Here is a 12,367-nt window from a genome sequence, read left to right as displayed (position 1 = left end):
AGCGCATCAGAGAGAAAACACCCAAGTTGTGCGTCGCAAATCTTGGCAAAGGCACTAGCTTGCTACAACACTCCACAGATCGCAGACGTCTAACGGAAGATCAAGACACCCGCGAGGCCCAAGTAGCTGCCATTCCAGAGATGATACGTTGTCGGCGCTGCCGGCTACAGGAGGCATTCGCGCCGAGCGAGAAATATTTTCAGTTTCAGCACCATAAAGCACTCCCCGCCCCACAAGCTCCCGTACTGCGAAATTCTCTTCTCAGACGCAGCCGGTTAGAAAATGAGAGGGGAACACTTTGACCGTCTATTTAGATATGTCCCCAAGGGCAGGCGGAACCATCAACGACTGAAACCGCGACACGCTTGGAAAGTGGCCTTAGCTGTGGGTCAATCACTCGACCTGTGCCAAGACATCTCTCCAGACTTAATCGCGGAAGTCGTTTCCGAAAAGCCCGCCCAAAGGCCTTCTGCTCCGGCGCCATCACCTCGCACACGCATTTGAAACACGCCGTGATAGCCGGATTTTCCGCCTCGGTTGTCGAACCAAAGACCTGTAGCAATCGACTTGTCACAACTCAACTTGCCAACAAACGCGTAGGGAATATTGCGACCTGACATCGTGGTGCCGCTCCCCTCAATAGCAAAGCTGTTGAAGCACCTATAGAGACGTCCCGTATCTTCATTGTCTGGTAGGAAATTCTCACTTCCAACACGCCAGGCAACATTCCACTTTCCGCTCCAAAGCGGGTCATTAAGAGCCCAGCTAGTTAGGCAATCGAAGATGCGTATAGCCCAAACACCCACCGAAATGCGCTTGGCAACATCGCCCCATAAAGATCGCCCAAGCGCCTCTAATGCGAGAGTAGCACCGCCACCGGCAACAGCCCAAAGCACTTGAGAAAAATCCACGATGATAGCTCCTTAAACAAAGTACGGATAAGCAGGCGTACAATAAATGTTTCTGGCATTCCATGGCTTCGCAAAATACTTCCACATTTCCTGCGGTTAGCCCCATAGAAGCCGCGTTTATTGCTTCGCTCTGGTGAGGTTTCGGCCCATTGCGGACCATCGTTGACGAGGCCGAGAACGGCAGGTCAGAGTCGGCGTGACGATTGCTGCGTCGAGTTCAAACGAAATCAATGCGCCCTGTTTGCTGTCGTGGGGAGGCGCAGCTATTGATCCTGAAAGCCGCCGTTGGCTCAATCGTTTGCGGGTGCTCCCGGCACCATATCAACGATGATATGCCGCAGACGGATAGAGGAACCATCGGGACGTTGGACGGCTCCCTCATGAATGGCGAGCGCGTCGTCGTGCATTTCCACCGTAGAAAGCGCCGCGGCTGCTCCATAATCCAATTGCAGACGACTGTTGACCGCTTGAACGATAGCATCCGCCGGTAGCGCAAGGGCATAGCCCAGCATGAAGCCCCAAGCGTGTCCATTCGCATATTGGCCATTTATAAATCGTTCGACCCCTTGGGTGACATAGCGGGAGTTTAGTTGGCTGAATGCGCTTCCAGCACCAACACGCTTGCATTCGACGCCGACATAGTCGTCTTCGTTTCCAAACTGACGCGAGAACTTCAATGTGAGGTCGATGCGCCCGAGCAATTTGGCCCCGTTGGTCTCCATGTCGTCGATCTCGACCTCGCCCGCGACCTCGAGATTGGTCAGGCCAAGTTCACGCTTCTTACGTTTCATAGCTTTCCGCACGATGACGGTCATCGGCACTTCAAGGAGGCCAGCTGCAATTTCCTGACGGGCTTCGCGGGCCCCCTGACAGATAAGATCGACCACTGTCTCGATCTCTCCTGCCTCTAGGTCGAAGGAGGGCACGCCGGCGGGCTGATCAAGTCTAAACTGCATGCGACGCCTTGAGCCAATGATCGGCAAGGATGACATCCGCATCGTTGAGGCCAGCCGTCTTCGTCCAATAGCGGACTTCGGAAGGTTTCACGATGAATAAGCTGTCGCCAAGATAGAGCCGCAAGTTTCGCCGCTCATTCAGATAAGGAGGCATGTCCGACTTCACCCATCCCTTCAATTGGTCCGCAAGTGCCGTTAGCTCAGCATCGTCGCCGAGCGCGATGGCTGGCTCGCGCGGCGGTGCTCCGGCGCTCATGCGAAAGCGAATGGCCGTGAGTCCGGCACCACCGTCGGCCCAGCTAGCGCTCACCAGAGGGCGCGTATAGACCGAAGCTTCGAGGTGTCGAACGCCTCGCCTACGCAGATAGCCATCGACAACGCTGGTCACGGTTGCTGCATAGGCTTTAAGCGGCTCACGCTGAGGCGGCTTGACGAACGCCAGGCGGCGCTTACGACCCTCGAAAATCAGCACTCGTGCGCGTTCGATGCTCTCTCGCGCGAGGACCAACTCGTGCCGATCGAATTCATAAAGCTCTGCGACGGCGGCATCGAGTGCCTGAAAATGCTCGGGGGTGGCCTCGCGAGCTACGGCGGCTTCAGCCTCGGCGATTAGCTGAAGGGACGCTGCGTCAACCCTGCGAAGATCGGGAACGCGTAGCGACAAAAGATCCTTTGGCTCGACGGTCGAACGCTCTAGCCCCCATGCACCGCCGCCATAAGCAAGTTGGAACGTCGTCACGCAGGAATTGAGGATTCCGGAAAGGGCCGCCGCAAGCTCGGAAGCATGGTCGGCGAACGAGATTCCGTAAAAGCTCTCGGTGTAGAGAATATCATGTGGGACCCTAGCGGCACTGTAGCGCCCCTCCTCGACGCTCAATTTGAAGCTTGCCTTGGGACAGAGCAGCAGAGGGCCACGATAGATCGATGTGTTGCGAATGCGGTGCAACGTCGGCTCCGAGAACGGCGGCAGCGCATCGGAATCGATACGAAATGGCTTGTAGTCGTCCGGAGTCAGCGTCGGAGTATCATAGAAATAGTCCGGTGGAAAATTGGGGTTTCCCTTGACCTGATAACCCTGTCCCCGACCCTCGGCCGCAACGATACCCAAGGAGTTGAGCGTTTCTCCCAGCGTAGGGAATTCCCGCTCGAGGCGCTCGATGAGCCAACTGTCGCGGACCGTGCCGAACGTCGCCGCTTTGAGCATCGCGGGGGTGCGCAGAACCCGACGGAGTGGGAGCATGCGTAGCTCACCCGGCCCGACTTGGAAAAGGCCGTTGCGAACAAAATCCGGTGTCCAAGGGATTGAACCGACAAGCAGTTGGTCGGCCTCCGGCATCAGCGAGCAGCGCGCAAAGAACAGCAACGCCGGACCGGTCGCATTAGGGAACAGGTGCTCCTTGCGGAGCGCCGAAAGATTGACTAGCGCCGCCGGCTTCATGCGCGAAAGTAACCCCGCCCTAGCTTCGACCGCATGTTCATCCTTGGAGAAGAAAGGTGATGCCTTCATCACCATGCCGATGCGGCCTTTCTCGCCGGCGAGCGTCGCGGCTACGTCGAGAAACGCCCAGTCGGGACTGCGACGCGGGCGCAAAGAGCGCGCATTGCTCTTATCGCGTGGCTTGGCCTTGATGGATTTGTCGAAAGTCCAAGGCGGGTTTCCGACGACAGCCTCGAAGGGACTCTGGACGAGTGGGGCGGGCAAATCCTCGCCGATCGCATCGGCCTCGAAAAGCGTCGTTCCGATCAGCCGGTCGAACTTCAGGTCGGCGATGTCGGTGATCGGCTCTTCATCAAATTCGAGCGCTGCCAAGTAGAGACTGAACGCGGCGATTCCGAGCGCGGATGGATTGATGTCGATGCCAAAGAGCTGATTGTAGAGGATATCGCGCACGACGGCGCGGGATGCCTGTTCGTCGCCGCAGCGCTTCCAGATAAGCCGACGAAACGCTTCGACGAGAAAGGCACCAGAGCCGCACGTCGGATCGATCAAGCGCGCGGTCGCGGGAAGGTCTTCGAAAACTGGATCGAGCGTCAGATGAACCAGCTCGACGGGCGTATAGTGCAAGCCCTGCACCCGCGCTTTTTTCTCCGCGCTCGACCTTGCGAATTGCTGATAAATCGAGCTGACAAGATCGACCGGGATCGCGTCAAATCGGAAGCGGAAAAGGCGTTTCTGCCCGTGGTTTTCGGGAACAAGGCTGCTGCCTTCGACGAAATCTCGCACCAATTCGAGATGGGCAGGCCCTAGGCGCATTTGCTCGGCGCCGGGATCGTCCATCGGGAAGAGATCGCCGTTGAAGGTATCGCGCAACCAATCAAACAGGTTGAATGCGCTGGTGGGCGTTGCCATCATCGCCGCAAGGTCGTCGGGCAACGAGCATGGAAGGAATGGCTGCGCGATGCCGCGGTCGAGCAAATACCACGTGAAAATGCAGCGACCGATCAGCCGTTGCGCAAAATCACGTGCTGCGGCGATTTCATTTTCGCCGTCCAAATGTGCTCCGCTCTGCACGGGGGGCAGCTCGGTTAACCGCCCTTCCAGCGCATTGATCTCGGCCAGCAATTCGCGGTCAACGCGATATTGACGATCGATCCTCTTTCCGATCAGGCTAGACCAGAAGGCGCCGGTTTCGGTCGCCACTCGTCCACACATCGCATCGAGCGCGCGAAGTCGGTCGTCAGTAGCAAGGTCGAAGCGGTCGAGCGGTGGCTCCGCAACTCCCAAACCCGTGCTGCGCCAAGGCGACGCATAACAGTTATATAGACGAACTTCGGTCGGTGTGATGATCCACAGCAGTGGCGCTACGCCGATATTCCAAGCCGCTTCGCGCCACTGGTCTACCTGCTCTTCGCTGGGTGTGAAATCGCCGGCGTCCTTGAAAATTGATGTCGGCACATTCTGTGCCGAGAAAACTGCATCTGCCTTTAAGCCAACGCGCGCGTCCTTGAGGACAGCTCGCAAGCGCGCGGCCTCCGGCGCGTCGTTAGTCACGAGGCCGGGTGCAGACTGTTCTTCGGGACCAAGGTACCCCGTCGCCTGCAGCGCTTTACGAAACGCATCGGAACTCATGCCCACCCTCGCAACTGCTGCTTGTGTGCGGCAGCCGCCGTTTCATCGCCTTTGGGCGCGAGTTCTGTCAAAACCGACCGTGGCGGGAAAAGTTCAAGCTGCGCCGTCGGCGGCAAACTCGGCATCGCGAATTTGGTCGCCGACGCAGCAAGATGGGAATCAAGATGAACGATGATGGCGTCGGTGGCCATTTGGTCGACCGAATCCGCATTAAGCACTTCCCAACTCTCGCAATCATAGATTGCAACGCTTGTACCCCACAACTTAACAAACGACGTATCATGCAGCGCCTCGCGCAGCACTGCGAACAGCCTGCGGCGTGCATGGAACTCGACATGAAAGCGATCCTTGAGCTGCAGCGCAATGCGCAACAGCGGAATCGCCTGCCAGCCAAACTGAGCCGGAGAGCCCCGCCCGCTATTCTGGATATCGGCGGGGATAAACGCCCGTCGGCTTGACCAATCCCTGAGCTGCTCGGTCGACAGCTCAGTCTGAATCTTCGCTCTGCGCGTTTTTACAAGCCGCACCGATATACCTCTTTGGTTCGGGTACGACACCCGACTTTCCCAGATCGGGTATCACACCCGACTTTCTTCTGGAAGGGCTACGTTAGCGTGGGCAGGTCAGTCGCCATCACCCGGTTGCGCCGCGCAATCATTGCATCGTCCCATGCCTTCTGCGGCAGGCGCCCGCCATTGTCGTCGAGATCGCGCCGAACTTGACGGATCTTTCGCGCATCAGCCAAAGGCTTACCGCCTCGTTGCCTGATCTTATAAACAGGTGTGACCTCACCCCGCCGCGCCACACCTCTGGCATGGCGGGGGGTGGATTCCGCCTCGATCCCACGGGCCCGAAGTTTCTCGGCAAACGTGTCGCGTAGACGTTGCAGATCCGCCTTTCGCAAATTTAGCTTCTGGCCGTCCGCGCCTACGGTGCGCAGCGTCAGGTGCACATGGGGGTGGTGCGTATCCGTGTGCAGGGCCATCGCATAGTCGTGACTCCCCTGAAACTCCTGCACAGCCAATGCCCTGACCGCATCCTTCAACGCTTCTGCGTTCACCGAACCCGGCATCGAAAACACAATGCTGGTCGTGATCCTGGTCCGATCCGTGGCTGAACCTTCACGGCGATCCTCGTCGTGCTTTTCCATCCATTCGCGATAGATCGCACCAACCTCCGTTCTCCCGTTGAAGACCTCGCCTAGATCGTTCTCAACCTCGAGCTTTCCGTTTCGGCTGATGTAGGCGAGGTGTTCTGAGACCCTTACCGCTTCAGATGCTCGGGTAACTTTGGTCGGATTACCTGTCTTGTCGTTTTTGGCGGGCTTGGACACTTTCACCATGACCTCCGGCACACCTTTGACGATACGCGCCAGACGCGCTTTGTCTGCCGCCGGAATCGTCTGCGCCTTGGCAGAGGGACGATCCGCAGTCAGAGCGACGGTCTTGAGATTTTTGCCCCCGCCACCGACTGATCCACCGGCAGGTTTGTTCAACTTCGAGTTTGCCACCGGGTCCCAACAGTCCTGGAAACCCATCTCAGACTTGAAATCGCTCATGTCTCCTCACCCTGCCCCGACTGAAACTGGAAGCGGCCTTCTGCATAGGCACTGAGCGCCCTGCGCAGCTGCGCGATATCCCGGCGCAAGCCTTCGACTTCAGCCTTGGTCAGGTTGGCACCCGCCCCGGTGAGGACACCTCGGTTCAGCGCATGGGCAATCTGGTTGGTGTTGACAGCCAGGCCGCGCAGTTGGCGATAGGCAGCCCGGACACCCCGTCTCTCGCCCGATACCATCTGCGGTGCCTGTCGCATCCGAGCCGAAAGCAGAGCGGCGGTCCAGGTTGAGATCGTGACCCCTTGGGAGCGCGCCTCCTCCTCGAGATCTTGCCGCACATCCGCGGCCAGTCGCACTGTCACCTTTCCCTCTCGCCGCGCGCGCGATTGCGGACGATCTGGCGGAGAGGTGGTCCCCTCTCCTTCCAGTGCCAGGCCAATCAAACGCCCCAGAAGGACCGACACCGTTTGCCCTTCCGATGCTGCCAAAGCCGCCAACTGCGCATGGCGCTCCGGCGGTAGGTACGTCTTGGCGGCTTTTTTCTCTGTGGGCATAATTACTCAAAAGTGGCCTACTTGCTGGCGCTTCGCCTATCCTGCATTAGAGCTCAACCGACGCGCAGATGTGGTCCCGGACCACATTCACATTGCTGAGATCGCCTTCTTTGAGGACTTCATCATCCATTTCGCGTGGCGCTGCCTTCGTAGCTGCTGGAGTTCTTGGAAGGGATGCCTAGCCGCCGCTCAACTGCGCGCTGGACCATGCCTGTCGATGCGCCTGCGCCTGCACTCAGCGCCGATGCCATCGAGGGCAGGAGGAAAAACAGGAAGAAGCTCGTGGCGACGATGCCCAGGAAATAGAACAGTCCGATGACTACCCCAAGCTTAGAATTGGCCGTGAGCGCATTCTCCAACATTCTCAGGATGACGATTGCCATGACATAGAGCAAGACCTTGTAGATCGTGAAATTGATCAGCTGTCCCAGCCAACTAAAGAACCAACCTCGAGAGAAATTGAACAGGGCGAAAGAAATGAATAGAGGTCCGATCGCAGCTAGCAGAGTTAAACCCAAGGTGACTAGGAGAGAGAACCCGAACGCAATTGCGCTCAGCAAGACTCCTGCGGCCATCGTGAAGAAATAATACAAGGGCCCCGCGACCCGGCTACTCACCCCGCCCTTCTGCGCATAGAACTCCAATACATCCTGGGCAACGCTGTTGGTCTTGGCAAAAATCGAATCCGAAGGGAGCACATTGCCTTCTCCACCGCCCGTCAGCTGGTCAACAAATTCGGGTAGCCCTTCGGTGATGGTGCTGCCCACCCAAGCCGTGTAAGAGCCCGCCTGAACGACCAAAGTCCAGATCACGAACAGCTTCATTGCTCGTGACCTGCCCCCCGCGAAATCCCTCACCGTAATGTAGAGTCTGCGCCAACTCTGAAGGAGCAGACAGATGCGAAAGAGTCGTTTCACCGAGGCGCAGATCATCGGTATGATCAAAGAACAGGAAGCAGGGATGCCGACAGCGGAGGTGTGTCGCAGGCACGGGCTGAGCACGGCGACTTTCTACAAGTTGAAGGCCAAGTATGGCGGGATGGAAGTTTCTGAGGCCGCCAGGCTGAAGGCGCTCGAAGACGAGAACGCCAAGCTCAAGCGCCTGCTGGCCGATACCATGCTCGACAACGTCGTGCTGAAAGACTTGCTGGGAAAGAATTGACGACATTGACCAAGCGGCGAGACGCGGCGCTTCGGGCGATGCGGGATCATGACATCTCGCAGCGCCGGGCCTGCAGGCTTGTCGGTGTCGATCCCAAAACAGTCCGGCGAGAACGCCCACCGGACTGTACCGAGATCCGCAAGGAGATGCAGGACATCGCTGCCAAGCGGCGCAGGTTCGGTTACCGCCGGATCGGCGTGCTGCTGGAGCGCAAGGGCATGACCATGAACCACAAGAAGCTCTACAGGGTCTATCGCGAAGAAGGGCTGTCCGTGAAGCGGCGGCGCGGCCGGAAACGGGCGCGTGGCACCAGGGTGCCGATGCCAGTTGCGGCGTATCCCAATGCTCGTTGGTCGTTGGACTTCGTATCCGACAGCTTCGGCGCCTCGCGGAAGTTCCGGATGCTGGCAGTGATCGATGACTGCACTCGGGAATGCCTGTGCCTTATCGCGGACACCAGCCTCTCCGGCGCAAGGGTCGCCCGGGAGCTCAGCGCTCTGATCCGGCTTTACGGAAAGCCCGGCTGCATTGTCAGCGATAATGGAACTGAGTTCACCAGTCGGGCCATCCTGAAATGGGCCGACGAGAACGAGGTGCCGTGGCACTACATCGATCCGGGCAAGCCGCAGCAGAACGCGTTCATCGAGAGCTTCAACGGCAGTCTCAGGGATAAGCTACTGAACGAGGAGATCTTCGACAGCCTGGATGATGCGCGGCGCAAGCTGGCCCTATGGCGTTACGACTATAACACGGTCAGGCCACACTCGTCCTTGGGCAACCAAACGCCGCTGCAAGCGCGCCGTGCGCTTGAGCAATTTGAAAACTCCGCGCCCGGCGCGCTTGCGTCAGACGCGGAAGCCGAATACCCAGATTCAACCTGCAAACTCTCATTATGAATGAGGGACCAGCAGGGGGCAGGTCAGCCCTTCAATGCTCACAGGCACCATCCGCACGCAAATCGACCAAATCTGGAATGCCTTCTGGTCTGGAGGCGTCTCCAATCCGCTCTCCGTCATCGAACAACTCACCTTCTTGCTGTTCATTAAGCGGTTGGACGAGATCCACACCCGCGAGGAAAGCAAAGCCGAGATGCTGGGCACCCCGATGGAACGCCGCATTTTCCCTGACGGCGCGGATGACAAGGGCGAACCCTACGACAACCTGCGTTGGTCCCGTTTCAAGAATTTTGAGGCCCGCGAGATGATGCGTATTGTGGATAAGCACGTCTTCCTCTTTCTGCGCCAGATGGGTGAGGAAGGATCTTCTTACGGCACCCATATGAAAGACGCGCGACTGGGCTTCTCCAACCCCAACCTGCTGGCCAAAGTCGTGCAGATGCTCGACGACATCCCGATGGAGGACCGCGACACCAAGGGCGACGTCTTTGAATACATGCTGGGCAAGATCGCCAGTGCGGGCCAGAACGGCCAGTTCCGCACACCACGCCATATCATCAAGCTGATGGTCAACCTCATGGCGCCAACGCCGAAAGACATCATCTGCGACCCTGCTGTGGGCACCTGCGGCTTCCTGGTGGCGGCGGGCGAATACCTGCGCGACCACCACCCCAAGATGCTGCGCGACCCTGAGCAGCGCGACCACTTCCACAACTCCATGTTCCACGGCTTTGACTTTGACAGCACGATGCTGCGGATCGGCGCGATGAACATGACCCTGCACGGCGTGGACAACCCCGACATCGCGTACCGCGACAGTCTGGCCGAGGAACATGGCGCCGATGAAGGGCGCTATTCCCTGATCCTCGCCAACCCGCCCTTTGCCGGATCGCTGGATTATGACACCACGTCCAAAGACCTGCTCAAGATCGTCAAAACCAAAAAGACCGAGCTGCTGTTCATGGCGCTGTTCCTGCGCCTGATGCGCACCGGTGGGCGCGCGGCGGTGGTTGTGCCGGATGGCGTGCTGTTCGGTTCCTCCAAGGCGCATAAGGACATCCGCAAAATGTTGGTTGAGGATCACCAGCTTGAGGCGATCATCAAACTGCCCTCGGGCGTGTTCCGCCCCTATGCGGGCGTGTCCTGCGCCATCGTGATCTTTACCAAGACCAACAGCGGCGGTACGGATAACGTCTGGTTCTATGACATGACCGCCGACGGGATGAGCCTTGATGACAAGCGCACGCCGCTGCTGGAGGACGCCAAGCTTGGCCCCGTGCCGGAAGTGGCGTTGACCGAGGACGAGCACGCCAAAAACAACCTGCCCGATATCCTGACCCGCTGGCAAGCGCTGGAGAGTGAGGCCGACCGCCCCCGCACCGCGCAAAGCTTTATGGTGCCCGCGTCCGAGATCATCGCCACCGGATCATGGGACCTGTCGCTGAACCGCTACAAAGAGATCGAGCATGAAGAGGTTGAGCACCAATCCCCCGCCGAGATTATCGCCGAGCTACGCGCACTGGAGGGTAAGATCGCCGAAGGGTTGGATCGGTTGGAGGGGATGTTGGGATGAACATGGTCCCCTTGGGTGAATTCATGCCCTCAAAGATCCCGAGCGTAAATCCAGCCAAGTTTCCTGATGAGACTTTTGAGCTTTGGAGCATACCTGCGTTTGATGCTGGAAAGCCTGAAGTCCTTCTTGGTTCGAATATAGGCTTATCGAAAAAATGCATTGAGCCCGGCGATGTTCTCCTTTCTCGAATTGTGCCACATATTAGGCGCTCCTGCGTTGTCTCGCCCAGAGGGTCCAACCGCCAGATTGCCTCAGGAGAGTGGATCACCTTTCGAGGCGATGCGTTCGATCCAAATTATTTGCGTCAAATTCTGGTCTCAGACCCTTTCAACACTGAGTTTATGCAAACCGTTGCCGGTGTTGGTGGATCACTTCTGCGAGCAAGACCAGAAGGTGTCAAACAAATCAAAATCCCCCTCCCGCCGCTGGAGGAGCAGAAGCGGATTGCGGGGATATTGGATCAGGCGGACGCACTCCGCCGCCTCCGCACCCGCGCCCTCGACAAACTCAACACCCTCGGACAGGCGATCTTTCATGAGATGTTTGTTGCAAATTCCGACCCATCTTGGCCGACCGTCACAGTTGAAGAAGTCACAGAAAATGCGCGAACCGGACCGTTTGGAAGTCAGCTTTTGGTTTCCGAGTTTGTAGATGAAGGAATTCCCGTTCTGGGGATCGACAACGCGGTTTCAAACCAGTTCAGATGGGCGAAGGAAAGATACATCACGCCCGAAAAATACGAAGCGCTAAAGCGCTTTACCGTCTTACCCAACGATGTGCTGATTACAATCATGGGCACGTGCGGGCGCTGCGCAGTTGTGCCTGATGACATCCCTATCTCCATCAACACAAAGCACCTGTGTTGCCTAACTTTAGACAGCCAAAAGATACTTCCATATTTTCTCCAAGCGACCTTTCTTCATCATCCTAACGTGTTGCGCCAATTGGGTGTTGAAGCCAAAGGCGCGGTCATGCCGGGGATGAATATGGGTATTATCAAAGCCCTAAAGATTTCCGCTTCCACCGTTAACAATTCAGTACGAGTTCACTAAACGTTTAGGGGGTATTCAGACGTTACAGGATGATGCACGGGCAACAGAAAATTGCAACAACGCGCTATTTGCCTCCCTTCAACACCGCGCCTTTCGCGGTGAGCTTTGACATGGCCGCTGCGCTCCATCGCCTTACCCTTCCGGGGGCAATGCTGCAACGGGGGTTCTGGCTTTATGTCTGGCGCATCGCCACGCCAAATGGGGCGCTGCATTATGTTGGCCGCACCGGCGACAACTCCAGCCCCCATGCCGCAGCACCCTTTACACGGATGGGCCAGCACCTTGGCACATCCCCCAATTCAAACGCCCTGCGCCGCAATCTGATCGCCCATGGTGTCACGCCAGAAGACTGCACCAGCTTCGAGCTGATCGCCCACGGCCCGATCTACCCGCAAGTGGATCATGACGGCAGCGACCGCGCCACATTGATGGAACGCCACAAACCGCTTCGCGATCAAGTGGGGGCGATGGAAAAGCTGCTTTGTGATGGGTTGAAAGACGCAGGTTACGACGTGCTGAACACAGTCAATTGCAATTGGGTTTTGTCGCCGGAGGGAGAAGAAAAGTGGGAAGAGGCAAAACAGGCCTTTCGCAAAGATTTTCCCGCATTAAGGTAATGCCATTCGCATAGGTTGTTTT

At 57.7% G+C, this 12,367-nt stretch carries 11 protein-coding genes; 4 read left to right on the top strand and 7 right to left on the bottom strand.

The genetic code is table 11. The features are described 5' to 3' along the window. Nucleotides 1-389: 389 nt before the first annotated feature. The 7 genes from AC0L4F_RS03270 to AC0L4F_RS03240 all read right to left on the bottom strand — a co-directional run bounded on the left by AC0L4F_RS03270 (nt 390) and on the right by AC0L4F_RS03240 (nt 7,870). Nucleotides 390-911 carry a hypothetical protein gene (locus AC0L4F_RS03270; protein WP_244685318.1) on the bottom strand — a complete coding sequence of 174 codons (522 nt, stop codon included), beginning with the start codon at nt 909-911 and terminating at the stop codon, nt 390-392. A 290-nt stretch (nt 912-1,201) separates the two neighbouring features. After that, nucleotides 1,202-1,867 carry a hypothetical protein gene (locus tag AC0L4F_RS03265; RefSeq protein ID WP_244685316.1) on the bottom strand — a complete coding sequence of 222 codons (666 nt, stop codon included), beginning with the start codon at nt 1,865-1,867 and terminating at the stop codon, nt 1,202-1,204. Then, entirely contained in the window at nt 1,857-4,937 is a 3,081-nt protein-coding gene (locus AC0L4F_RS03260; RefSeq protein WP_244685314.1) for an HsdM family class I SAM-dependent methyltransferase, read from the bottom strand. The genes AC0L4F_RS03265 and AC0L4F_RS03260 overlap by 11 nt, the downstream gene beginning before the upstream one ends. After that, nucleotides 4,934-5,464, bottom strand: a complete 531-nt coding sequence (locus tag AC0L4F_RS03255) for a hypothetical protein (protein WP_244685303.1) — start codon at nt 5,462-5,464, stop codon at nt 4,934-4,936. Before AC0L4F_RS03255 ends, AC0L4F_RS03260 begins: the two co-directional genes overlap by 4 nt. Before the next feature lie 77 nt (nt 5,465-5,541). Beyond that, nucleotides 5,542-6,495 carry a relaxase/mobilization nuclease domain-containing protein gene (locus tag AC0L4F_RS03250; RefSeq protein WP_244685300.1) on the bottom strand — a complete coding sequence of 318 codons (954 nt, stop codon included), beginning with the start codon at nt 6,493-6,495 and terminating at the stop codon, nt 5,542-5,544. Then, a complete protein-coding gene (gene mobC, locus AC0L4F_RS03245; protein WP_244685290.1) occupies nt 6,492-7,046 on the bottom strand; it encodes a plasmid mobilization relaxosome protein MobC in 555 nt (184 codons plus the stop codon). Before mobC ends, AC0L4F_RS03250 begins: the two co-directional genes overlap by 4 nt. Nucleotides 7,047-7,168: 122 nt before the next feature. Further along, the gene (locus AC0L4F_RS03240) at nt 7,169-7,870 is read right to left on the bottom strand and encodes a type IV secretion system protein (protein WP_244685288.1); all 702 of its coding nucleotides are present in this window, start codon (nt 7,868-7,870) and stop codon (nt 7,169-7,171) included. Between the two features lie 73 nt (nt 7,871-7,943). Between AC0L4F_RS03240 and AC0L4F_RS03235 the strand changes: the two genes are divergently transcribed. From AC0L4F_RS03235 to AC0L4F_RS03220, 4 genes are all read left to right on the top strand, one after another. Continuing rightward, nucleotides 7,944-9,103 (top strand): IS3 family transposase gene (locus AC0L4F_RS03235; protein WP_244685286.1). Its coding sequence is split into 2 segments (ribosomal slippage): nt 7,944-8,193 and nt 8,193-9,103, totalling 1,161 coding nucleotides; the frame shifts between segments, so codons are not numbered across the junction. A gap of 34 nt (nt 9,104-9,137) precedes the next feature. Continuing rightward, nucleotides 9,138-10,676, top strand: a complete 1,539-nt coding sequence (locus AC0L4F_RS03230; protein WP_244685284.1) for a type I restriction-modification system subunit M — start codon at nt 9,138-9,140, stop codon at nt 10,674-10,676. Then, nucleotides 10,673-11,728 carry a restriction endonuclease subunit S gene (locus AC0L4F_RS03225; protein WP_244685281.1) on the top strand — a complete coding sequence of 352 codons (1,056 nt, stop codon included), beginning with the start codon at nt 10,673-10,675 and terminating at the stop codon, nt 11,726-11,728. Before AC0L4F_RS03230 ends, AC0L4F_RS03225 begins: the two co-directional genes overlap by 4 nt. 110 nt (nt 11,729-11,838) lie before the next feature. Continuing rightward, complete coding sequence (locus tag AC0L4F_RS03220) at nt 11,839-12,345, top strand: hypothetical protein (RefSeq protein WP_244685279.1); 507 nt, start codon at nt 11,839-11,841, stop codon at nt 12,343-12,345. The last annotated feature ends 22 nt before the right edge of the window (nt 12,346-12,367 follow it).

The organism is Marinovum sp. J2-8, from assembly GCF_055808435.1.
The sequence above is the reverse complement of the archived record's forward strand: the minus strand, read 5'-3'. Positions and strand labels throughout refer to the sequence as shown.

Excerpts from the sequence above, each read along its gene's own strand:
- AC0L4F_RS03265 (WP_244685316.1), bottom strand. The coding sequence starts at position 1,867 with ATGCAGTTTAGACTTGATCAGCCCGCCGGCGTGCCCTCCTTCGACCTA.
- AC0L4F_RS03260 (WP_244685314.1), bottom strand. The coding sequence starts at position 4,937 with ATGAGTTCCGATGCGTTTCGTAAAGCGCTGCAGGCGACGGGGTACCTT.
- AC0L4F_RS03250 (WP_244685300.1), bottom strand. The coding sequence starts at position 6,495 with ATGAGCGATTTCAAGTCTGAGATGGGTTTCCAGGACTGTTGGGACCCG.
- mobC (WP_244685290.1), bottom strand. The coding sequence starts at position 7,046 with ATGCCCACAGAGAAAAAAGCCGCCAAGACGTACCTACCGCCGGAGCGC.
- AC0L4F_RS03240 (WP_244685288.1), bottom strand. The coding sequence starts at position 7,870 with ATGAAGCTGTTCGTGATCTGGACTTTGGTCGTTCAGGCGGGCTCTTAC.
- AC0L4F_RS03230 (WP_244685284.1), top strand. The coding sequence starts at position 9,138 with ATGCTCACAGGCACCATCCGCACGCAAATCGACCAAATCTGGAATGCC.
- AC0L4F_RS03225 (WP_244685281.1), top strand. The coding sequence starts at position 10,673 with ATGAACATGGTCCCCTTGGGTGAATTCATGCCCTCAAAGATCCCGAGC.
- AC0L4F_RS03220 (WP_244685279.1), top strand. The coding sequence starts at position 11,839 with ATGGCCGCTGCGCTCCATCGCCTTACCCTTCCGGGGGCAATGCTGCAA.